Here is a 21,277-nt window from a genome sequence, read left to right on the forward strand (position 1 = left end):
TATGTCGCTAAATTTCCCGCTGTTGCTGGTCATCGCCGTTGCCGTTTGCGGACTCCTGGCGTTGCTCGATCTGGTGTTCTTCGCCCCGCGTCGGCGGGCGGCTATCGCGTCCTATCAGGGCAGCGTCAGCCAGCCCGATGTCGTGGTGATCGAGAAGCTGAACAAAGAGCCTTTGCTGGTTGAATACGGCAAATCGTTCTTTCCGGTGCTGTTCATCGTGCTGGTACTGCGTTCGTTCCTGGTGGAGCCGTTCCAGATTCCGTCGGGGTCGATGAAACCGACCCTGGACGTGGGCGACTTCATCCTGGTGAACAAGTTTTCCTACGGGATCCGCTTGCCGGTGATCGACAAGAAAGTCATCGAGATCGGTGACCCGCAGCGCGGCGATGTGATGGTGTTCCGCTACCCGAGCGATCCGAACGTCAACTACATCAAGCGTGTGGTCGGCCTGCCGGGTGACGTGATTCGCTACACCAGCGACAAGCGCCTGTTCATCAACGGTGAGTCGGTGGCCGAGAAGCTGCTGGGCACCGAGCCGAACACCCTGGGCAGTGCCGAGCTGTATCAGGAAAAACTCGGTGCGGTGGAGCACGAAATCCGCAAGGAAATGAGCCGCTACCGCGCAATGCCCGATGGCGAATGGAAAGTGCCGGCCGGGCACTACTTCATGATGGGCGACAACCGCGACAACTCCAACGACAGCCGCTATTGGGATGACCCCACCATTCCCAAGGAACTGCTGGGCATGGTTCCCGACCAGAATATCGTCGGCAAGGCCTTCGCGGTCTGGATGAGCTGGCCGGAACCCAAGCTCAGCCACCTGCCGAACTTCTCGCGGGTCGGGCTGATCAAGTAATACAGACGGCGCTGTGATCACAGCGCCGAATGCTTTTCTGGGGCTGGGACAATTTCCGGCCTCATGCAGCACCAATCAGGATTTGAATTTGAACACTGCGTCAATCGTCGATGGCCGCCGGTGCCACCAAACAGATATGGGTAAACCGTGAGCGTTTCTCTAAGCCGTCTCGAGCACCTGCTCGGCTACACCTTCAAGGACCAGGAACTGATGGTCCTTGCCCTCACACACCGCAGTTTTGCTGGGCGTAACAACGAACGCCTGGAATTCCTCGGTGACGCCATCCTCAATTTCGTTGCCGGTGAAGCGCTCTTCGAACGCTTCCCGCAAGCCCGTGAAGGCCAGTTGTCGCGCTTGCGTGCGCGGCTGGTGAAGGGCGAGACCCTGGCCGTGCTGGCCCGTGGTTTTGGCCTGGGCGAGTACCTGCGCCTGGGCTCCGGTGAGTTGAAAAGCGGCGGTTTCCGTCGCGAGTCGATCCTGGCCGACGCCCTTGAAGCGCTGATCGGCGCCATCTATCTGGATGCGGGCATGGAAGCGGCCAAGGCGCGCGTCACCGCCTGGCTGACGTCCGAGATCGAAACCCTGACCCTGGTCGATACCAACAAAGATCCCAAGACCCGCCTGCAGGAATTCCTGCAGTCCCGCGGGTGCGAACTGCCACGCTACGAAGTGGTGGATATCCAGGGTGAGCCCCATTGCCGCGTCTTTTTCGTGGAATGTGAAATCACCTTATTGAATGAAAAAAGCCGAGGTCAGGGTGTGAGCCGTCGTATTGCCGAACAGGTAGCGGCCGCTGCAGCACTGATTGCCCTGGGCGTGGAGAATGGCCATGACTGATTCAACCGCAACACGCTGTGGCTATGTCGCCATCGTCGGCCGTCCCAACGTGGGCAAGTCCACGCTGCTCAACCACATCCTCGGCCAGAAGCTTGCGATCACCTCACGCAAGCCGCAGACCACCCGCCACAACATGCTGGGCATCAAGACCGAAGGCGCCGTACAAGCGGTCTACGTCGACACCCCGGGCATGCACAAAGGCGGCGAGAAAGCCCTGAACCGCTACATGAACAAGACCGCCTCGGCCGCGTTGAAAGACGTCGACGTGGTGATCTTCGTGGTCGACCGCACCAAGTGGACCGACGAAGACCAGATGGTTCTCGAACGTGTGCAATATGTCACCGGCCCGTTGATCGTCGCACTGAACAAGACCGACCGCATCGAAGACAAAGCCGAACTGATGCCGCACCTGAGCTGGCTGCAGGAACAACTGCCGAATGCCCAGATCATGCCGATCTCGGCCCAGCACGGGCACAACCTCGAAGCCCTGGAGCGCGTGATCGCCGGCTACCTGCCGGAGAACGAGCACTTCTTCCCGGAAGACCAGATCACCGACCGCAGCAGCCGTTTCCTCGCCGCCGAACTGGTACGCGAGAAAATCATGCGCCAGATGGGCGCCGAGCTGCCGTACCAGATCACCGTCGAAATCGAAGAGTTCAAGCAACAGGGCAAAACCCTGCATATCCATGCGCTGATCCTCGTCGAACGTGACGGCCAGAAGAAAATCATCATTGGCGACAAGGGCGAGCGCATCAAGCGCATCGGCACCGAAGCGCGCAAGGACATGGAATTGCTGTTCGATTCCAAGATCATGCTGAACCTGTGGGTGAAGGTGAAGGGTGGCTGGTCCGATGATGAGCGCGCATTGCGCTCCCTGGGTTACGGCGACCTGTAAGAACACCGCAGGGCAAAAAATGTGGGAGGGGGCTTGCCCCCGATAGCAGAGTGTCAGTCACTAAATATTTTGACTGAGCCACCGCCATCGGGGGCAAGCCCCCTCCCACATTAGGTTTGTGTCGTTTTCACTAGTGCATTCCAGCAACGAGAACCCATGTCCTCAACCCCGCCTCCCAGCCAGCCCGCCTACGTGCTGCACAGCCGCGCCTACCGCGAGACCAGCGCCTTGGTGGACTTCCTCACGCCCCAAGGTCGCCTGCGCGCGGTGTTGCGCAGTGCGCGGGGCAAGGCGGGCACTTTGGCGCGGCCATTCGTGGCGCTGGACGTGGAGTTTCGTGGCAAGGGCGAGCTGAAAAACGTCGGCCGCCTGGAAAGCGTCGGCAACTCTGCCTGGCTCAATGGCGAAGCGCTGTTCAGTGGCCTCTATCTCAATGAATTGCTGATCCGCCTGCTGCCGGCCGAAGACCCGCACCCGGCGGTCTTCGATCACTATGCCGCGACGCTGCTGGCCCTGGCCGAAGGCCGCCCCCTGGAGCCGCTGTTGCGCGCGTTCGAATGGCGCCTGCTCGACGACCTCGGCTATGGCTTCGAACTGAGTAACGACCTGCATGGCGAACCCATTGCCGCCGACGGCATGTATCGTCTGCAGGTCGACGCCGGCCTGGAGCGTGTGTACCTGCTGCAACCCGGCCTGTTCCAGGGCACCGAGCTGCTGGCCATGAGCGAAGCCGACTGGAGCGCCCCCGGCGCCTTGTCCGCCGCCAAGCGCCTGATGCGCCAGGCCCTGGCCGTGCATCTGGGCGGGCGGCCGCTGGTCAGTCGCGAGTTGTTTCGAAAGCCCTGACAACCCCGTGTATGCTGTGCAGCGTTTCTTTCCCCTTTTCAGGAGCGCTTCCGTGACCACCAGCAATCGCATTCTTCTCGGCGTCAATATCGACCACGTCGCCACGCTGCGCCAGGCCCGGGGCACCCGTTACCCAGACCCGGTCAAAGCCGCGCTGGACGCCGAAGAAGCGGGCGCCGACGGCATCACCGTACACCTGCGCGAAGACCGCCGTCACATCCAGGAGCGCGACGTGCTGCTGCTCAAGGACGTGCTGCAAACTCGCATGAACTTCGAAATGGGCGTCACCGAAGAAATGATGGCCTTCGCCGAGCGCATCCGCCCGGCGCATATCTGCCTGGTGCCGGAGACCCGCCAGGAGCTGACCACCGAAGGCGGCCTCGACGTGGCCGGCCAGGAAGCGCGGATCAAGGCTGCGGTGGAGCGTCTGTCGCAGATCGGCAGCGAAGTCTCGCTGTTCATCGACGCCGACGAGCGCCAGATCGAAGCCGCGCACCGGGTCGGTGCGCCGGCCATCGAATTGCACACCGGGCGTTATGCCGATGCGACCACGCCGAGCGAAGTCGCCGCCGAGTTGCAGCGCATTATCGACGGCGTGGCCCAAGGTCTGCGTGAAGGCCTGATCGTCAACGCCGGCCATGGCCTGCATTACCACAACGTCGAAGCCGTGGCGGCGATCAAGGGCATCAACGAGCTGAACATCGGCCATGCGCTGGTGGCGCATGCGCTGTTCGTCGGTTTCAAAGGTGCGGTCGCCGAGATGAAGGCCCTGATCCTGGCCGCTGCCAAACACTAAAAGCAATGAAGATCCAATGTGGGAGGGGGCTTGCCCCCGATAGCGATGTGTCAGTCAACTCATCTATAGCTGACCCACCGCAATCGGGGGCAAGTCGAATCGTCGCACCGCCCCTCCCACATTAGCCTTCGGTGTTTTTGGCATGCGGCAATGCGAAGTCTTACTGTTTAGCCGTCGCAGGTGTATCGTATCTGCCCTTTGCAGGCCCTCGGCCCGCAGCAGATACGTGAGGTTGTTGTGTCCCGATCCTTTTCCCGTCGACAAATCCTGGGTGGTCTTGCCGGCCTGGCCGTAGTGGGCGTCGGTGCCGGTGGCGGCTACCGCTACTGGCTGGGGAAAGTCGCCGAGGCCGAGGCGGGACATGACTACGAACTGATCGCCGCGCCCCTCGATGTGGAACTGGTGCCGGGGCACAAGACCCAAGCCTGGGCGTTCGGCCCGTCGGCCCCCGGCACCGAGCTGCGCGTGCGCCAGGGCGAATGGCTGCGGGTGCGTTTCATTAACCACCTGCCGGTCGCCACCACCATCCATTGGCATGGCATCCGCCTGCCGCTGGAAATGGACGGCGTGCCCTACGTCTCGCAGTTGCCGGTGTTGCCCGGCGAATACTTCGACTACAAGTTCCGCGTGCCCGACGCCGGCAGCTACTGGTATCACCCCCATGTGAACAGCAGCGAAGAACTCGGCCGTGGCCTGGTCGGCCCGCTGATCGTGGAAGAGCGCGAACCCACCGGTTTCAAGCACGAACGCACCCTCAGCCTAAAAAGCTGGCACGTCGACGAAGAGGGCGCCTTTGTCGCCTTCAGCGTGCCCCGTGAAGCGGCGCGTGGCGGTACGGCCGGGCGCCTGTCGACCATCAATGGCGTGGCCCAGGCGGTGATCGATTTGCCAGCCGGGCAGATCACCCGCGTGCGGTTGCTCAACCTCGACAACACGCTGACCTATCGCCTCAATATTCCCGACGCCGACGCGCAGATCTATGCGCTGGACGGCAACCCCATCGAGCCGCGCCCCTTGGGCAAGGAATACTGGCTCGGCCCGGGCATGCGCCTCTGCCTGGCGATCAAGGCCCCGCCGGCGGGCGAAGAATTGTCGATCCGCAACGGCCCGGTGCGCCTGGGCACGTTCCGTTCGGTGGCCAACGCCGACGCGCCAAGCGCATGGCCGCCGGCGCTGCCCGCCAATCCGATCAGCGAGCCGGACCTGGCCAACGCCGAGAAACTCAACTTCAATTTCGAATGGGTCGGTTCGGTGTCGGTCAACGTCGACAACGGCAAACCGCCGAGCCTGTGGCAGATCAACGGCCAGGCCTGGGACATCACCGACAAGGCCTGCGCCGACCGCCCGATTGCCAGGCTGGAGAAGGGCAAAAGCTACATCTTCGAACTGAAAAACATGACCCAATACCAGCACCCGATCCACCTGCACGGCATGAGCTTCAAGGTGATCGCTTCGAACCGCCACACGGTGATTCCGTACTTCACCGACACCTACCTGCTGGGCAAGAACGAACGTGCCCGCGTCGCGCTGGTGGCGGATAACCCGGGCGTGTGGATGTTCCACTGCCATGTGATCGACCACATGGAAACCGGCCTGATGGCCGCCATCGAGGTAGCGTGATGCGCCAGTTTCGCCCCACGGCGATCATTGACCGCAGCCGCGACCAGGACTTCATGCGCGAAGCCCTGGCCCTGGCGGCACAGGGCGCGGCGTTGGGCGAAGTGCCGGTGGGCGCGGTGCTGGTGCAGGACGGTGTGATCATCGGCCGTGGCTTCAATTGCCCGATCAGCGGCAACGACCCCAGCGCCCACGCCGAAATGGTCGCCATCCGCGCCGCCGCCCAGGCGCTGAGCAACTATCGCCTGCCCGGCAGCACGCTGTATGTGACGCTGGAACCGTGCAGCATGTGCGCGGGCCTGATCGTGCATTCGCGCATTGCGCGGGTGGTCTACGGCGCACTGGAGCCGAAGGCGGGGATTGTGCAAAGCCAGGGGCAGTTTTTTACCCAGGGCTTTCTCAACCATCGGGTGCTGTTTGAAGGCGGGGTACTGGCCGAGGAATGCGGGGCGGTGTTGAGCGAGTTCTTCAAGGCCCGCCGGGCTAAGCCGCCACTCTAAAGAACACTGATGAACAAATGTGGGAGGGGGCTTGCCCCCGATAGCAGTGTGTCAGTCAGCTTATCTATAGCTGACCCACCGCCATCGGGGGCAAGCCCCCTCCCACATTTTTGATCTCCATTTTTTCAGGGAGATTGGGGTCACTTCCTGGCGATGATCACCGCCCGCATCGGCGCCGGCAGCCCTTCAATCGTCTTGCTATGGTCTTCCGGGTCGAGGAAGTCACTCAGCGACTGATACTTCATCCACTCCGTCCCGCGCTGTTCTTCAACCGTGGTCACACTCACATCCACACAGCGCACCTCACTGAACCCGGCCCGGCGCAGCCACAGCATCAACGCCGGCACCGATGGCAGGAACCATACGTTGCGCATCTGCGCGTAGCGGTCTTCCGGCACCAGCACCTGTTGCTGATCGCCTTCGATCACCAGCGTTTCCAGCACCAGTTCACCGCCTTTGACCAGGCAGTCTTTCAGCGCCAGCAAATGCTCGATCGGTGAGCGACGGTGGTAGAACACGCCCATGGAAAACACAGTGTCGAAGCCTTCCAGGTTCGCCGGCAAGTCCTCGAACGGGAACGGCAGGTGCCACGCGTTCGGCGCCGACAGGTAACGTTGCACCGCCTGGAACTGGCAGAAGAACAGCCAGTTCGGGTCCACGCCGATCACACTGTCGGCACCGGCGCCGAGCATGCGCCACATGTAATACCCATTGCCGCAGCCTACATCGAGAATGCGCTTGCCCTTCAGGTCCAGGTGCGGCGCGACCCGCGACCACTTCCAGTCCGAACGCCATTCGGTGTCCACATGCACGCCGAACAAGTGGAACGGGCCCTTGCGCCACGGGCACAGGCCCATCAATGCGCTGTGCATCTGCGCGCGCGTGGCGTCGTCGCAATCGCTGTCGAGGGTCAGGCCATTGAGCAAATCGACTTCGCTGGGCTGGATCTTCGGCAATGCATCCAGCGCGCTCTGCCAGCGCTCCAGGTCGCCATGCCCCTTTTCCATCTTGCTATCGAGTTGCGCTTGCAGGCCCTGGGCCCACACGGCCAGGGGAGTGCCGACCAGATGGCGGGCGAGGGGGGACAGATCAATCATGGCAAGGCAATCAACGAGGCAAAGTTAAGACACTGGAACCACGGCACGACTTTCGAGAACCCGGCCGCCAGCAGGCGTTCGCGGTGTTCTTCGAGGCTGTCGGGCTTCATGACGTTTTCGATGGCGCTGCGCTTCTGGGCGATTTCCAGCTCGCTGTAGCCGTTGGCGCGTTTGAACGCGATGTGCAGGTCGGTGAGCAGCGCGTGTTCTTCAAGGTCATTGAAGCGCAGCTTTTCCGAGAGGATCAGCGCACCGCCGGGCAACAACGCCTGGCGGATGCGCCCGAGCAACGCCAGGCGCTGATCGGGGGCGATGAATTGCAGGGTGAAGTTCAGCGCCACCACCGAGGCCGGCTGGAACTGCAGCGCGAGGATATCGCCCTCGATCACCTGGACCGGCAGCAACTCCTGGAACATCGAGTCCTGGCCATTGAGGTACTCGCGGCAGCGCTCGACCATCGCCGTCGAATTATCCACCGCGATGACGTGGCAGCCGTCGGTACGCACGTGGCGGCGCAACGCCTGGGTGACCGCGCCGAGGGAGGACCCCAGGTCGTACAGCACACTGTTGGGCTGGGCGAACTGCGCGGCGAGCACGCCGAGGTTTTCGACGATGGTCGGATAACCGGGCACCGAGCGCTTGATCATGTCCGGGAACACCCGCACCACGTCTTCGTTAAAGGCGAAGTCCGGCACCTGGGGCAGGGGCTGGGCGAATAGGCGATCGGGTTCTTTGCTCACGGTTGTTCCGGCGACGAGGGGGGAAAGGCGGGCATTTTAGCCAAGTTGCTCCTTGGATGCGCGGGTTGTCTGATGGAACGCCGAGGCGGTGATGCCCCATTGGCCGAGCCAGTAAGTGGCGATCAGCAGATACGGCGCCGCGTCGAAGCTCAGCACAAAGCGATTGATACCGATCAGCGTGTCGGAAACCACAAACGATACGGCCCCCGCCGCCGCCAGTAGCGCCGAACGCTTGGGCACCGCGCTGCCCAGTCGCGCCAGCGCCCGCCAGAGCATCGCGCTGATCACCAAGGCGTAGACCACCACTGGAATCAGCAAGTCGCCGAGGCCATGGGCGATCAGGATGCTCAGCAGCATCGCGCCGACGCCCAGCGCCAGCACCAACGGCAGCCACGCCAAGCGTCGGCAGTCGCTGAAATAGGCTTTGAGGTACGCCAGGTGCGCGCACAGAAACGCGCCCAGGCCAAAGATAAACAAGTCGCCCGGCCACGCCAGCAACACATCGCCGACCAGGGAGAAAATCAGCCCCAGGCTGATCCAGCGTCGATAGTCGCTCGGCGGCGCGTCATGCAGCCAGCCCAGCAGCGCCAGCACCGGCAACGGTTTGACCAGCAGGCACAGTAACGCCGCGTGGACGGTCAGGCCGTAGATAAAGGTGCCGGCGCCCATCAACGCAAGAATCAGCCATGGCATATCAGTTCACCGTGATGGCGCAGTCGAACGTCTCGGCCGGTTCGGCTTCCGGTTCCCAGGGTTGCTGGGAGGTCAGGCGCAAACGGCCCTGGCCGGCCGCAAAGGCCTGGAAGCGCCAGGTGGACTGGCCGCCGCCGCCGATCACGCCGGATTCTGTGCTGCTGTAGACCTCGGGCCCCAGGGCGCGCAGCACGCCGCCGGCGGAATCCTGGATGGCCCAGCGGTAGCCGGTGGTGGGGTTGCTTGGCAGGGTCAGGATCAGGTTTTGTCCGTTTTTGAGCTGGAGCGGGCAGGCGCTCTGTTTTTCCACGCTGACGTTTTGCTGCGGGGCACTGGCGCACGCAGCCAGCAGGGCAAGGCTCAAGGGGAGAAGCAGGCGGGCAGCGGTCATGAAGACTCCGTTGATGTGCGACGAAGGGCGAGCATAACCGAAGATGCGACAGGGTGTGACAAGAGGGCGGCGACGGACGCCATCGCGCGCAAGCCCGCTCCCACATCTTGGCCGCCTTCCAAAGGATGTACTCGGTCAAGTGTGGGAGCGGGCTTGCGCGCGATGACGCCCGCCCAAGCGCTAAAGGACGATCAGAACAGCACCTTGGCCACGTCCGCAAAGCGCTTGGCGAAGTGGACGGTCATTCCTTCCTTCAGATACTCCGGCAATTCCTCAAAGCTGCCGCGATTCGGCTCCGGCAAGATCAGCTCGTGAATCTTCTGGCGCCGCGCCGCGATCACCTTCTCACGCACCCCGCCAATCGGCAGGACATGCCCGGTCAGCGTCAGCTCGCCGGTCATGGCCACGCCTTTCTTCGGTGGCTGGTTGCGTGCCAGCGACAACAGCGCACTGGCCATGGTCACGCCAGCGCTGGGGCCGTCCTTCGGCGTGGCGCCTTCGGGGACGTGCAGGTGGACGAAGGCTTCATCGAAGAACTTCGGATCACCGCCAAACGATTTCAGGTTGGAGCTGACGTAGCTGTAGGCGATTTCAGCGGATTCTTTCATCACCTCACCCAACTGCCCGGTGAGCTTGAAGCCGCGGTTGAGCGTGTGGATGCGGGTCGCCTCGATCGGCAGGGTCGCGCCGCCCATGCTGGTCCAGGCCAGGCCGGTGATCACGCCGACGCCAGACAGCACTTGTTCGTTGCGGAACACCGGGATGCCCAGGGAGCTTTCCAGGTCCTTGGTGCCGATCTTGATCACCGCGTCCGGCTCATCCAGCAGCTTGACCACCGCCTTGCGTACCAGCTTGCCCAGTTGTTTCTCCAACTGGCGCACCCCGGCTTCGCGGGCGTAGCCGTCGATCAATGCGCGCAGGGCGCCGTCGCTGATGGTCAGGCTGTTTTTCGACACGCCGGCTTTTTCCAGCTGCTTAGGCCACAGGTGGCGCTTGGCGATGGCGACTTTCTCTTCGGTGATATAGCCCGACAGGCGAATCACTTCCATGCGGTCCAGCAGGGGGCCGGGGATCGAGTCGAGGGTGTTGGCGGTACACACGAACAGCACTTTCGACAGGTCCAGGCGCAGGTCCAGGTAGTGATCGAGGAATTCGACGTTCTGTTCCGGGTCGAGGGTTTCCAGCAGCGCCGAAGCCGGGTCGCCCTGGAAGCTCTGGCCCATCTTGTCGATCTCGTCGAGCATGATCACCGGGTTCATCACTTCCACATCTTTGAGCGCCTGCACCAGCTTGCCGGGCAGGGCGCCGATGTAGGTGCGGCGATGGCCCTTGATCTCGGCCTCGTCGCGCATGCCGCCGACGCTGAAGCGATAGAACGGCCGCCCGAGGGATTCGGCAATCGATTTACCCACGCTGGTCTTGCCCACGCCCGGCGGGCCGACCAGCAGCACGATGGAACCGGCGACTTCGCCTTTATAAGCGCCCACCGCGAGGAATTCGAGGATACGACTCTTGATGTCGTCCAGCCCGGCATGGTGTTTGTCCAGGACCTTGCGCGCATGTTTCAGGTCGAGCTTGTCCTTGCCGTACACGCCCCACGGCACCGAGGTTGCCCAGTCCAGGTAGTTGCGCGTCACCGCGTATTCCGGCGAACCGGTTTCGAGGATCGACAGTTTGTTCAGTTCTTCATCGATGCGTTTCTGCGCCTGGGCTGGCAGCACTTTGCCTTCCAGGCGCTGTTCGAACTGTTCGACGTCGGCGCTGCGGTCGTCCTTGGTCAGGCCCAGCTCCTGCTGGATGACCTTGAGCTGTTCCTTGAGGAAGAATTCGCGCTGGTGCTCGCCGATCTTGCGGTTCACCTCGGCGGAGAGTTCTTTTTGCAGGCGCGCGACTTCAACTTCCTTGCGCAGCATCGGCAGGACTTTTTCCATGCGTTTGAGCATGGGCACGCAGTCCAGCACTTCCTGCAACTCATTGCCGGTGGCGGAGGTGAGGGCGGCGGCGAAGTCGGTCAGCGGCGACGGGTCGTTGGGGCTGAAGCGGTTGAGGTAGTTCTTCAACTCTTCGCTGTACAGCGGGTTGAGCGGCAGCAGTTCCTTGATCGCATTGATCAGCGCCATGCCGTAGGCCTTGACCTCATCGGTCGGCTCGGTCGGCTGGTGCGGGTATTCGACTTCCACCAGGTACGGTGGGCGATGGTGCTTGAGCCAGGTGCGAATCCGCACGCGGGTCAGGCCCTGGGCGACGAATTGCAGTTTGCCGTTTTCGCGGCTGGCGTGGTGGACCTTGACCAGGGTGCCGTACAGCGGCAGCGCGGAGGTGTCGAAATGCCGCGGGTCTTCGGGCGGCGTGTCCATGAAGAACAGGGCCAGGGAGTGATGGTCGGATTTGCTCACCAACTCCAGGGTTTCGGCCCACGGCTCTTCATTGACGATCACCGGCAACACTTGCGCCGGGAAGAACGGTCGATTGTGAATCGGGATGATGTAGACCTTGTCCGGCAGGTTCTGCCCAGGCAGGGCCAGGCCGGTATTGGACGAGTGAACCTCGGCGTTTTCAGGGTCGGCGTATTCGTTGGCGTCGTAATCGGGGGTATCTTGCTGGTCGCTCATGGGGCACCTGCATCAGGAAGTATGCAAGTTAGATGGGGCGGGCCAGCGGCGGTTTCAATGGCGGGGGCTAGATAGCAACATATTGCATGAAATTACTGCAGAGACCCGGTCAAGGTGGGAGGGGGCTTGCTCCCACAAGGTTAACCGCATGCCGTCAGCTGATTTTGTGCAGGTAGGCGGGCAGGGGCTGTTCCGGCAACACCGACAACACCTTCAACCGCTGCAACATCCGCTGCCGCGCCCGTTGCAGGTGCTCGCGCAGGTTCAACGCCGCCGCATCGAACGCGCCGTGCAGCAACAATTCAAGGATCAAGCGGTGTTCGGCGAGCATCGCCGGGTCGGCGCCGATCCCCAGCAAGCGATAGAAAATCCGACTGATGATCATCGGGCTCTGGCCCTGGCGGATCAGCGCGGCGATCTTGCGGTTCTGCAGGCCGGCCAGGCAGCGTTGGTGCAAGTCTTCTTCGATCTGCTCGATGGCTTCGAGGCTGCATTGCGGGCTGTCCTGGGCGTCGAGCACGCGTTGCAACATGGCTTCGAGCAGCGCGCGGTCAAGGTTCGGCGCGCTCTGGCGCAGCGCCTCGGGCTCCAGGCAGGCGCGCAGTTCGTAGTCTTCGGTGACTTCCCGCGCCGTCAACGGCCCGGCCAGCCATTGGGAATAGGGTTCTTTTTCCACCAGGCCACGGTCGCGCAGGCGCATCAGCGCTTCACGCACCACTGCGCGGCTGACGCCATAGTGGTCGGCGGCGGCTTGCTCATCCAAGCGGTAATGGCCAAAGGCTATGCAGGTGGACAGCGCCGCGCCGATTTCCTCGACGATCCGCTCGCCCAACGGCCGTGTATCCACCAACTCGTCCTCGTCGTTCAGGCCCAGGTGCGCAGCGCTCAGCGGCAGGCGCAGCGGTTCCATGGCCACGCCCTCGGGGTTGATCAGGTAACCGCGCCCGTTGAAACGGCAGATCAACCCTTCGGCATGCAGCAGGTCCAGCGCCTTGCGCACCGGCACGCGGCTGGTGCCGAACAATTCGGCCAGCGGCGCTTCGAGCAGGACCAAGCCGTGGCGGGCGGTGCCGTTGACGATCGCGTCACGCAAAAGCTGGTGAATCATCGCGTAACGGGAGGCCGAGGCGGACACTGCTTTCATCGTGTTCTCTGAGGTAAAGAGGTCTGGTGTATGTAGGACGAAGCCGGGGATTCTCTCATAGATGCGCCTGTCACTCCGCGCCACGTCGGTGGCACTTTTTTGGGGCCTTGAATCTAGGACTGTTACTTTTCTGCACTAAAATGTACTTATTAATAAAAGATACATTATTGGCTTGGGCGTGCGTTGCAGAGTCCGCGCCAGGTTTTTTTGCTTCCTACAAAACCATCTAGCCCGGCGCTCTGGTCGATAAAGCGCAATCGCCGGAAAGACCATCGACACAGACTGGCACGAAAGCTGCCTTTATTAAATGTACATTTTATTAATATATACGTTTTATGAGGGTCAACCTGATGTCAGACGCCACTTCAATGGCCGAGGATTTCGCCAGCGGTCGCAGCGACCCGGTGCAAGCCCTCGAACAGGCGCTCGACCACGCGAGCCGCGCGGCCGCGGTGTTTATCACCCTGACCGCCGACCGCGCCCGCCGCGAAGCCGAAGCCGCCGCCGCCCGGTGGCGCGCCGGCCAGCCCTTGAGTGTGTTCGACGGCGTGCCCCTGGCCTGGAAAGACCTGTTCGACGTGGCCGGCAGCATCACCACCGCTGGCGCCGCCTACCGCCGCGACGCGCCCGCCGCCTTGCTCGATGCGCCGAGCGTGGGCCTGTTGTGCCGCGCCGGGATGGTCAGCGTGGGCAAGACCAACCTCAGCGAGCTGGCCTATTCCGGTCTTGGCCTGAACCCGCATTTCGGCACGCCGCACAACCCCCATGGGCGCGACCAGCCGCGGATTCCCGGCGGTTCGTCGTCCGGTTCGGCGGTGGCCGTCGCCGCCGGCATCGTGCCCATCGCCATGGGCACCGACACCGCTGGTTCGATCCGCATCCCCGCCGCCTTCAACGGCCTGGTCGGTTACCGCAGCAGCAGTCGGCGCTACAGCCGCGACGGTGTGTTCCCGCTGGCCCGCACCCTCGACAGCCTCGGCCCGCTGACCCGCAGCGTGCGCGATGTGCTGGCTATCGACGACCTGCTCAACGGCCGCCGGCAAACCCATCGCGCCCGCAGCCTCAAGGGCCTGCGCCTGGTGCTTGAGCAACGCCTGCTGGATGACGTGCAACCGGCGGTGCGCAACAACCTGCTGCGCGCCGTCGAGCAACTCAACGCCGCCGGCGCGCTGATCGACGTGCGCCCGTGCGCCACCTTCCAGGCCACCCTGGAACTGATCCAGCAGCAAGGCTGGCTCGGCGCGTTCGAAGCCTTCGCCCTGCACGAAGCGCTGCTCGACAGCCCCGACGCCACTCGGCTCGACCCGCGTGTCCGGCGCCGCCTCGAAGCGGCGCGGTCGCTGCCGGCCAGCCGCCTGATCCAACTGATCGACGCGCGTCGCCGCCTGCAACAGCAACTGGTCGACGAGCTCGACGGCGCCCTGTTGATCACCCCGACCGTCGCCCATGTCGCCCCGGCGCTGGCAGCGCTGGAAGTCGACGACGAACGCTTTGCAAGCACCAACCTCGCCACCCTGCGCCTGACCATGCCCGGCAGTTTGCTCGACATGCCCGGCGTCACCTTGCCCAGCGGCTGCGACGCCCTGGGCTTGCCCACCGGGCTGCTGCTCAGCGCCCCGACGGGGGAAGACGCACGCCTGTTGCGGGCGGCGCTGTCCGTCGAATCCCAACTGACTATCTAAGGAGACACCCCCATGGCTAAAGACATCCTCTGTGCATTCGGCGTCGACGTTGACGCCGTCGCCGGCTGGCTCGGTTCCTACGGCGGCGAAGACTCGCCCGACGACATTTCCCGCGGCCTGTTCGCCGGTGAAATCGGCACGCCGCGCCTGCTCAAACTGTTCGAGCGCTACGGCCTGCGCACCACCTGGTTCATCCCCGGCCACTCGATGGAAACTTTTCCCGCGCAGATGAAGGCGGTGGCCGACGCCGGTCACGAAATCGGTGTACACGGCTACAGCCACGAAAACCCGATCGCGATGACCGCCGAGCAGGAAGAAATCGTGCTCGACAAGTCCATCGAACTGATCACCCAAGTGACGGGCAAACGTCCGACTGGCTACGTCGCACCGTGGTGGGAATTCAGCAAGGTCACCAACGAGCTGCTGCTGAAAAAAGGCATCAAGTACGACCACAGCCTGATGCACAACGACTTCCACCCCTACTACGTGCGCAAGGGCGACAGCTGGACCAAGATCGACTACAGCCAGCACCCCGACACCTGGATGAAACCCCTGGTGCGCGGCGAAGAAACCGACCTGGTGGAGATCCCGGCCAACTGGTACCTCGACGACCTGCCGCCGATGATGTTCATCAAAAAGGCGCCCAACAGCCACGGCTTCGTCAACCCGCGTCACCTCGAAGAAATGTGGCGCGACCAGTTCGACTGGGTCTACCGCGAACACGAACACGCAGTGTTCACCATGACCATCCACCCCGACGTGTCCGGCCGCCCGCAAGTGCTGCTGATGCTCGAACGCTTGATCGAACACATTCAGAGCCATGCCGGCGTGCGTTTCGTCACCTTCGACGAAATCGCCGATGACTTTATCCGTCGGCAACCGCGTACCTGATCCCCACCCCTTGTAGGAGCGAGCTTGCTCGCGAAAAACCTGAGAACGCCGCGTGCATCCAGGATGCCCGCGTCATCGTTGATGATTTTCGCGAGCAAGCTCGCTCCTACAAGATGGGTTCAAACCGCGTAGCTGACCCCCCACCTTTGAGGCGCGATTCATGTCCATCTACAACAAGCTTGACCTGACTGGCTGGAAACCCCGGCAACTGACGTCCCAGGAAGTGCGCTTCGCCACCTGGATCGCGTTTTTCGCCTGGGTGTTTGCGGTGTACGACTTCATCCTGTTCGGCACGTTGCTGCCGGAGATCGGCCGGCACTTCGGCTGGGGCGAGGTGGAGCAAGCTGAAATCGCAACCTGGGTGGCGGTGGGCACAGCGGTGGTGGCATTTGCCATTGGCCCCGTCGTCGACAAGTTGGGGCGACGCAAAGGGATCATCTTCACCGTGGCCGGTTCCGCAGTGTGCTCGGCGCTGACCGCGATCGGTGGGGCGTGGGGCAAGTCGCCGCTGATTCTGATCCGTTCGTTGGGCGGTCTGGGCTATGCCGAGGAAACCGTCAACGCCACGTATTTGAGCGAGCTGTATGGCGCCTCGGAAGACCCCCGACTGACCAAGCGTCGCGGGTTTATCTACAGCCTGGTGCAGGGCGGCTGGCCGGTCGGGGCGCTGATTGCCGCCGGTTTGACCGCGCTGTTGCTGCCAATCATCGGCTGGCAGGGGTGCTTCATTTTTGCTGCGATCCCGGCCATCGTGATTGCGATCATGGCGCGCAAGCTCAAGGAGAGCCCGCAGTTCCAGATCCACCAGCGCATCAGCGAGCTGCGTAAAAGCGGCGCGGTGAGTGAAGCGCAAAACGTTGCCGTGACCTATGGCGTGGACTACGACGAGCACAGCAAAGCCGGCCTCAAAGCCGCCTTCCGAGGCCCGGCCCGCCGCGCCACCCTGGTGATCGGCGCCGCGCTGTTGCTCAACTGGGCGGCGATCCAGGTGTTCAGCGTGCTTGGCACGTCGGTGATCGTCAGCGTTCACCACATCTCGTTCGAGAACTCGCTGATCATCCTCGTGCTGTCGAACCTGGTGGGTTACTGCGGTTACCTCAGCCACGGCTGGATGGGCGACAAGATCGGCCGCCGCAATGTCATCGGCCTGGGCTGGATGCTCGGCGGGCTGTCGTTCGCCGGGATGCTGTTCGGCCCGAGCAACATGGCGATGGTGGTCGGGCTGTACAGCCTGGGCCTGTTCTTCCTGATCGGGCCGTATTCGGCGGCGTTGTTTTTTATCAGCGAAAGTTTCCCCACCAGCATCCGCGCCACCGGCGGCGCGATCATCCATGCCATGGGCCCGATCGGTGCGGTGGTCGCGGGGTTCGGCGCGACGCAAGTGTTGTCCGCCGGCAGCGACTGGCAGACCGCCGCCCTGTGGTTCGGCGCCGTGCCGTGCTTTTTGTCCGGCGTGCTGATGTTCGCCGCACGCCATGTGCGCCCGGAAACCGTGCAGTAAGGAGTGTTCGATGAACCGTAAAGTTGCCTTGATTACCGGTGCCGCCAGCGGCATTGGCCAAGCCCTCGCCGTGGCCTATGCGCGTTGCGGCGTGGCCGTGGTGGGCGGGTATTACCCAGCCGATCCCCATGACCCGCGCACCACTGTGTCCTTGGTGGAGCAAGCGGGCGGCGAGTGCCTGATGCTGCCGCTGGACGTCGGCGACAGCGCCTCGGTGGACGCCCTGGCGGCCCAGGCCGTGCAGCATTTTGGCCGCCTCGATTACGCGGTGGCCAATGCCGGTCTGCTGCGTCGGGCGCCGCTGCTGGAAATGACCGATCAGGTGTGGGACGAAATGCTCAATGTCGACCTGACCGGGGTGATGCGTACCTTCCGCGCAGCGACCCGGCATATGCCCGCAGGCGGTGCGCTGGTGGCGATTTCGTCGATTGCCGGCGGCGTATATGGCTGGCAGGAGCACAGCCATTACGCGGCGGCCAAGGCCGGTGTGCCGGGGTTGTGCCGCTCGCTGGCGGTGGAGCTGGCGCCGTTGGGGATTCGCTGCAATGCGGTGATCCCGGGCTTGATCGAGACGCCGCAATCGCTGGATGCGCAGAACTCCCTCGGGCCGCAAGGCCTGGCCAAGGCGGCGCGGGCGATTCCGCTGGGCCGGGTGGGCAGGGCGGATGAAGTGGCGTCGCTGGTGCAGTTTTTGACCAGTGACGCGTCGAGCTATTTGACCGGGCAAAGCATCGTCATCGACGGTGGCCTGACCGTGCGCTGGCCCGACTGACCCACCTGGGTACTGTGTTTTTTCAGGAGTTTGTGTATGCCCCAACTGACTAACCGCCGCGCCGTGATCACCGGCGCCGGCAGCGGCATCGGTGCCGCCATCGCCCGTGCCTATGCCGCTGAAGGCGCGCGCCTGCTGCTGGCCGACCGCAATGCCGTCAGCCTCGCCGAAACCGCCGTCACCTGCCGCAACCTCGGCGCGCAAGTGTTCGAGTGCCTGGCCGATGTCGGCACCGTCGAAGGCGCCCAGGCCAGTGTCGACCGTTGCGTCGAACATTTCGGCGGCATCGATATCCTGGTCAACAACGCCGGCATGCTCACCCAGGCGCGTTGCGTCGACCTTACGATCGAAATGTGGAACGACATGCTGCGCGTCGACCTCACCAGCGTCTTCGTCGCCAGCCAGCGCGCCTTGCCGCACATGCTGGCGCAGGGCTGGGGACGGATCATCAACGTCGCCTCGCAACTGGGGATCAAGGGCGGCGCCGAGCTGACCCACTACGCCGCGGCCAAGGCCGGGGTGATTGGCTTTACCAAATCCCTGGCGCTGGAAGTCGCCAAGGACAACGTGCTGGTCAACGCCATCGCGCCGGGGCCCATCGAAACGCCGCTGGTGGGCGGCATCAGCGACACCTGGAAGCGCGCCAAGGCCGCCGAACTGCCCCTGGGCCGCTTCGGCCTGGCCGACGAAGTGGCGCCGACCGCCGTGCTGCTGGCCAGCGAGCCGGGCGGCAACCTGTTCGTCGGCCAGACCCTGGGCCCGAACTCCGGCGATGTCATGCCATGAGCGGGGTATAGCCATGTGCGGACTCTGCGGGCTGCTCGGCGAAGACCTGCACTGGAGCGACCCCTTGGGCGACGAGTTGCCCCGGCGCCGCGAACGCCTGCGCCGGATCGCCGCGATCAACCAGGTGCTGGCGGTGTTCCGGCTCAAGGTCGAAGACTTCCAGGGCGCGTCGTACCTGCTGCTCGGCGCGACCGGCAAGCAGGCGTTGGCCAGTGGCCTGGATCAACTCTGGCAAGCGGCCGAAACCATGCTCGGGCGCCAACTGGACCCCCTCGACCCGCAACTACTCGATCACTTGGAATGCCCCCTGTAGGAGCGAGCTTGCTCGCGAAAAGCCCGAGAACGCCGCGTGCATCCAGGATGCCCGCGTCATCGTTGACGATTTTCGCGAGCAAGCTCGCTCCTACAAGGGGCGGAGGTAACATATGAGTCTTGCCCTCAACGTCATCACCGGCTTCCTCGGCAGCGGCAAAACCAGCTTGCTCACGCGCCTGCTGCAGGGCGAGAGCCTCGGCGACACGGCGCTGCTGATCAATGAGTTCGGCGACGTCGGCATCGACCACCTGCTGGTGGAAGAGGTGGCGCCGGACACGGTGCTGCTGCCCGGCGGCTGCGTGTGCTGCTCGATTCGCGGCGAACTCAAAGACGCATTGCTCAGCCTGTTGCAACGCCGCGAGCGCGGCGAGATCCCGGCCTTCAAGCGGGTGATCCTGGAAACCACCGGCCTGGCCGACCCGGCGCCGATCCTCGCGACCCTCAACAACGACGTGCAACTGCGCGGGCGTGTTCATATCGGCCTGGTCATCACCCTGGTCGACGCCAGCCACGCGGCCCTGCAGGAACGCCTGCACCCGGAATGGCTGGCCCAGGTGGCGGCGGCGGATCGCTTGCTGCTGAGCAAGACCGACCTTGTGGACGACTGCGCGCCGCTGCGCCTGCACCTGCAGGCGCTGAACGCGGGCACGCCGATCCTTGATAGCCGCGACATCCACAGCGGCGATCAACTGCTGCTCGGCGCAGGTCTGCGCAGCGCCGAACCGGCCGCCGAAGTCAGGCGCTGGCAACTGCACCGGACCACCACCGCCCGCCACGGCGCCGCGCAAGTCTGCTGCCTGAGCTTCGACCGGCCGCTGGATTGGGTCGGTTTCGGAGTGTGGTTGTCGATGCTGTTAAGATGCCATGGCGAACGAATCCTTCGCGTCAAAGGACTGCTCAACGTGAACGCAAGCTCGGCCCCCATCGTCATTCATGGTGTGCAGCACTGCCTGCATGCGCCGGTCCACCTGCCAGCGTGGCCGGGCAGCGACCGCCAATCGCGCCTGGTGTTTATCCTGCGCGGCCTCGACCCGGTGCTGCTGCGCCGCTCGTTTGAGGCGTTTTCACGGCGGTTCGCGGCATGATCACCTTAAGAGTCCTCGGTACGTCGGTGACCTTGCTCGAATGCTTGCGCGTGCGGGCCGAACAGGAACTGGGCATTCGCCTGGTGTACCAGGTGCATGACGTCGAACAGGCCCAGCGCATCGCCGTGATGCAGCCCGACAGCTACGACCTGTACGACCAGTGGTTCCACAACGTCGACTTCGTGTGGCCCGCCCGCGCGATCCAACCCATCGACACGCGGCGTATCGCCTTGTGGCATGAGATCAACGACCTGCCCAAGCGCGGTCGCCTGTCGCCCAGCGACCGCCTGGGCAGTGGCAGCGTGCCCAGCGAGCGGTTGTTTGTGCAGCACGATGGCAGCCTCGGCAGCACGGTCACCGAACGCATCAGCATGTTGCCGCTGACCCACAACGCCGACAGCTTCGCCTACCGCCCCGAGCGCCTGCCCGAGGCGTTCAGCCGCAGCAACGAAAGCTGGGGCTGGCTGCTCGACCCGCTGTTGCGCGCGCGCACCGCGCTGCAAAGTGACGCGGCCATCGGCGCGCTCGATGCCGCGTTGGCGGTGCAGGGCGCCGGGCTGGCGAGGTTCAGGGACATCGGCAACATGAGCATCGAAGAGATCGACGTGCTCGCCGATATCCTGGTGCGCAAGCAGAAGGAAGGGCACTTCGCGGCGTTCTGGTCCGACGATGAAGAAGCCGCGCAATTGATGCTCAGCCCGAACATCGATATCCAGAGCCTGTGGTCGCCGACCCTGATGCGCCTGCATCGCGCCGGGGTGAAGTACCGCCTGGCAGTGCCGCGTGAAGGCTATCGCGCCTGGTTCGGCGGCCTGTCGTTGTCGCGCCATGCCCAGGGCCCGGTGCTCGACGCGGCTTATGCGTACCTCAATTGGTGGTTGTCCGGCTGGCCGGGCGCGGTGATGGCACGCCAGGGTTACTACATCGGCAACCCGGCACGCAGCCGCGATCACTTGACCAGCGCCGAATGGGACTACTGGTACGCCGGCAAGCCCGCGCGCGAAGAGTTACCGGGCAGCGACGGCCTGCCGCTGATCGATATCGGCGAAGTGCGCGACGGCGGCTCCTATGAGCAGCGCATGGGGCATATCGCGGTGTGGAATTCGGTGATGGATGAACACAACTACCTGGTGCGGCGCTGGGGGGATTTCATGCGCGCGCGAGGCTGATGCCAACCAAAAAAGGCGGCTACCTGTGAGGGTAGCCGCCTTTGTTTTGCTG

Annotated in this window: 21 protein-coding genes; 15 read left to right on the plus strand and 6 right to left on the minus strand. The window is 63.6% G+C overall.

What is annotated here, in order from left to right; genetic code table 11:
- The first annotated feature begins 1 nt into the window (after position 1).
- The 7 genes from lepB (at position 2) to tadA (ending at position 6,347) form a co-directional block, all read left to right on the plus strand.
- Positions 2 to 856 (plus strand): signal peptidase I, encoded by an 855-nt coding sequence (lepB, locus tag AC07W0_RS12650; RefSeq protein ID WP_102617532.1) that lies wholly within the window; start codon positions 2 to 4, stop codon positions 854 to 856.
- Between the two features lie 147 nt (positions 857 to 1,003).
- Positions 1,004 to 1,693, plus strand: a complete 690-nt coding sequence (gene rnc / locus AC07W0_RS12655) for a ribonuclease III (protein WP_026139742.1) — start codon at positions 1,004 to 1,006, stop codon at positions 1,691 to 1,693.
- Complete coding sequence (era, locus tag AC07W0_RS12660; RefSeq protein WP_003210432.1) at positions 1,686 to 2,588, plus strand: GTPase Era; 903 nt, start codon at positions 1,686 to 1,688, stop codon at positions 2,586 to 2,588. The genes rnc and era overlap by 8 nt, the downstream gene beginning before the upstream one ends.
- 156 nt (positions 2,589 to 2,744) lie before the next feature.
- The gene (gene recO / locus AC07W0_RS12665; protein ID WP_017844545.1) at positions 2,745 to 3,434 is read left to right on the plus strand and encodes a DNA repair protein RecO; all 690 of its coding nucleotides are present in this window, start codon (positions 2,745 to 2,747) and stop codon (positions 3,432 to 3,434) included.
- Between the two features lie 52 nt (positions 3,435 to 3,486).
- Entirely contained in the window at positions 3,487 to 4,230 is a 744-nt protein-coding gene (gene pdxJ, locus AC07W0_RS12670) for a pyridoxine 5'-phosphate synthase (RefSeq protein ID WP_017844546.1), read from the plus strand.
- 237 nt (positions 4,231 to 4,467) lie between these two features.
- Positions 4,468 to 5,850 (plus strand): multicopper oxidase family protein, encoded by a 1,383-nt coding sequence (locus AC07W0_RS12675; protein ID WP_102617542.1) that lies wholly within the window; start codon positions 4,468 to 4,470, stop codon positions 5,848 to 5,850.
- Positions 5,850 to 6,347: a tRNA adenosine(34) deaminase TadA gene (gene tadA / locus AC07W0_RS12680; protein ID WP_017844548.1), complete on the plus strand. Its 498-nt coding sequence runs from the start codon at positions 5,850 to 5,852 to the stop codon at positions 6,345 to 6,347. The genes AC07W0_RS12675 and tadA overlap by 1 nt, the downstream gene beginning before the upstream one ends.
- A 140-nt stretch (positions 6,348 to 6,487) precedes the next feature.
- Here the strand turns inward: tadA and cmoB are convergent, their stop codons facing one another.
- From cmoB to AC07W0_RS12710, 6 genes are all read right to left on the minus strand, one after another.
- Positions 6,488 to 7,444: a tRNA 5-methoxyuridine(34)/uridine 5-oxyacetic acid(34) synthase CmoB gene (cmoB, locus tag AC07W0_RS12685; protein WP_102617531.1), complete on the minus strand. Its 957-nt coding sequence runs from the start codon at positions 7,442 to 7,444 to the stop codon at positions 6,488 to 6,490.
- Complete coding sequence (cmoA, locus tag AC07W0_RS12690) at positions 7,441 to 8,184, minus strand: carboxy-S-adenosyl-L-methionine synthase CmoA (RefSeq protein ID WP_017844550.1); 744 nt, start codon at positions 8,182 to 8,184, stop codon at positions 7,441 to 7,443. The genes cmoB and cmoA overlap by 4 nt, the downstream gene beginning before the upstream one ends.
- 36 nt (positions 8,185 to 8,220) lie before the next feature.
- Complete coding sequence (locus AC07W0_RS12695) at positions 8,221 to 8,877, minus strand: lysoplasmalogenase (protein ID WP_046384582.1); 657 nt, start codon at positions 8,875 to 8,877, stop codon at positions 8,221 to 8,223.
- A 1-nt stretch (position 8,878) separates the two neighbouring features.
- Positions 8,879 to 9,268, minus strand: a complete 390-nt coding sequence (locus tag AC07W0_RS12700; protein ID WP_017844552.1) for a protease inhibitor I42 family protein — start codon at positions 9,266 to 9,268, stop codon at positions 8,879 to 8,881.
- Between the two features lie 191 nt (positions 9,269 to 9,459).
- Positions 9,460 to 11,880: an endopeptidase La gene (lon, locus tag AC07W0_RS12705; protein WP_017844553.1), complete on the minus strand. Its 2,421-nt coding sequence runs from the start codon at positions 11,878 to 11,880 to the stop codon at positions 9,460 to 9,462.
- A 154-nt stretch (positions 11,881 to 12,034) separates the two neighbouring features.
- Positions 12,035 to 13,024, minus strand: a complete 990-nt coding sequence (locus AC07W0_RS12710; protein WP_046384581.1) for a GntR family transcriptional regulator — start codon at positions 13,022 to 13,024, stop codon at positions 12,035 to 12,037.
- 350 nt (positions 13,025 to 13,374) lie between these two features.
- Between AC07W0_RS12710 and AC07W0_RS12715 the strand changes: the two genes are divergently transcribed.
- From AC07W0_RS12715 to AC07W0_RS12750, 8 genes are all read left to right on the plus strand, one after another.
- Positions 13,375 to 14,706, plus strand: coding sequence for an amidase (locus tag AC07W0_RS12715; RefSeq protein ID WP_102617530.1), 1,332 nt, complete (start codon positions 13,375 to 13,377; stop codon positions 14,704 to 14,706).
- A 12-nt stretch (positions 14,707 to 14,718) separates the two neighbouring features.
- A complete protein-coding gene (locus AC07W0_RS12720; protein ID WP_046488589.1) occupies positions 14,719 to 15,597 on the plus strand; it encodes a polysaccharide deacetylase family protein in 879 nt (292 codons plus the stop codon).
- 160 nt (positions 15,598 to 15,757) lie between these two features.
- Positions 15,758 to 17,098, plus strand: coding sequence for an MFS transporter (locus AC07W0_RS12725; RefSeq protein WP_017844557.1), 1,341 nt, complete (start codon positions 15,758 to 15,760; stop codon positions 17,096 to 17,098).
- A gap of 10 nt (positions 17,099 to 17,108) precedes the next feature.
- On the plus strand, positions 17,109 to 17,870 hold the full coding sequence (locus AC07W0_RS12730) for an SDR family NAD(P)-dependent oxidoreductase (protein ID WP_017844558.1): 762 nt from the start codon (positions 17,109 to 17,111) through the stop codon (positions 17,868 to 17,870).
- 36 nt (positions 17,871 to 17,906) lie between these two features.
- Positions 17,907 to 18,656, plus strand: a complete 750-nt coding sequence (locus tag AC07W0_RS12735) for an SDR family NAD(P)-dependent oxidoreductase (RefSeq protein ID WP_017844559.1) — start codon at positions 17,907 to 17,909, stop codon at positions 18,654 to 18,656.
- Positions 18,657 to 18,669: 13 nt separating this feature from the next.
- Positions 18,670 to 18,969 carry a hypothetical protein gene (locus AC07W0_RS12740; protein ID WP_017844560.1) on the plus strand — a complete coding sequence of 100 codons (300 nt, stop codon included), beginning with the start codon at positions 18,670 to 18,672 and terminating at the stop codon, positions 18,967 to 18,969.
- 112 nt (positions 18,970 to 19,081) lie between these two features.
- On the plus strand, positions 19,082 to 20,056 hold the full coding sequence (locus tag AC07W0_RS12745; RefSeq protein ID WP_102617529.1) for a CobW family GTP-binding protein: 975 nt from the start codon (positions 19,082 to 19,084) through the stop codon (positions 20,054 to 20,056).
- Positions 20,053 to 21,225, plus strand: a complete 1,173-nt coding sequence (locus tag AC07W0_RS12750) for an ABC transporter substrate-binding protein (RefSeq protein ID WP_026139746.1) — start codon at positions 20,053 to 20,055, stop codon at positions 21,223 to 21,225. Before AC07W0_RS12745 ends, AC07W0_RS12750 begins: the two co-directional genes overlap by 4 nt.
- Positions 21,226 to 21,277: the final 52 nt, after the last annotated feature.

It is taken from the genome of Pseudomonas sp. GW704-F2 (genome assembly GCF_059423025.1).

Bases quoted from the DNA above. Each gene is read 5' to 3' on its own strand.
- lepB (WP_102617532.1), top strand. From the start codon at position 2: ATGTCGCTAAATTTCCCGCTGTTGCTGGTCATCGCCGTTGCCGTTTGC.
- era (WP_003210432.1), top strand. From the start codon at position 1,686: ATGACTGATTCAACCGCAACACGCTGTGGCTATGTCGCCATCGTCGGC.
- recO (WP_017844545.1), top strand. From the start codon at position 2,745: ATGTCCTCAACCCCGCCTCCCAGCCAGCCCGCCTACGTGCTGCACAGC.
- tadA (WP_017844548.1), top strand. From the start codon at position 5,850: ATGCGCCAGTTTCGCCCCACGGCGATCATTGACCGCAGCCGCGACCAG.
- cmoB (WP_102617531.1), bottom strand. From the start codon at position 7,444: ATGATTGATCTGTCCCCCCTCGCCCGCCATCTGGTCGGCACTCCCCTG.
- AC07W0_RS12695 (WP_046384582.1), bottom strand. From the start codon at position 8,877: ATGCCATGGCTGATTCTTGCGTTGATGGGCGCCGGCACCTTTATCTAC.
- AC07W0_RS12700 (WP_017844552.1), bottom strand. From the start codon at position 9,268: ATGACCGCTGCCCGCCTGCTTCTCCCCTTGAGCCTTGCCCTGCTGGCT.
- lon (WP_017844553.1), bottom strand. From the start codon at position 11,880: ATGAGCGACCAGCAAGATACCCCCGATTACGACGCCAACGAATACGCC.
- AC07W0_RS12710 (WP_046384581.1), bottom strand. From the start codon at position 13,024: ATGAAAGCAGTGTCCGCCTCGGCCTCCCGTTACGCGATGATTCACCAG.
- AC07W0_RS12715 (WP_102617530.1), top strand. From the start codon at position 13,375: ATGTCAGACGCCACTTCAATGGCCGAGGATTTCGCCAGCGGTCGCAGC.
- AC07W0_RS12720 (WP_046488589.1), top strand. From the start codon at position 14,719: ATGGCTAAAGACATCCTCTGTGCATTCGGCGTCGACGTTGACGCCGTC.
- AC07W0_RS12725 (WP_017844557.1), top strand. From the start codon at position 15,758: ATGTCCATCTACAACAAGCTTGACCTGACTGGCTGGAAACCCCGGCAA.
- AC07W0_RS12730 (WP_017844558.1), top strand. From the start codon at position 17,109: ATGAACCGTAAAGTTGCCTTGATTACCGGTGCCGCCAGCGGCATTGGC.
- AC07W0_RS12735 (WP_017844559.1), top strand. From the start codon at position 17,907: ATGCCCCAACTGACTAACCGCCGCGCCGTGATCACCGGCGCCGGCAGC.
- AC07W0_RS12740 (WP_017844560.1), top strand. From the start codon at position 18,670: ATGTGCGGACTCTGCGGGCTGCTCGGCGAAGACCTGCACTGGAGCGAC.
- AC07W0_RS12745 (WP_102617529.1), top strand. From the start codon at position 19,082: ATGAGTCTTGCCCTCAACGTCATCACCGGCTTCCTCGGCAGCGGCAAA.
- AC07W0_RS12750 (WP_026139746.1), top strand. From the start codon at position 20,053: ATGATCACCTTAAGAGTCCTCGGTACGTCGGTGACCTTGCTCGAATGC.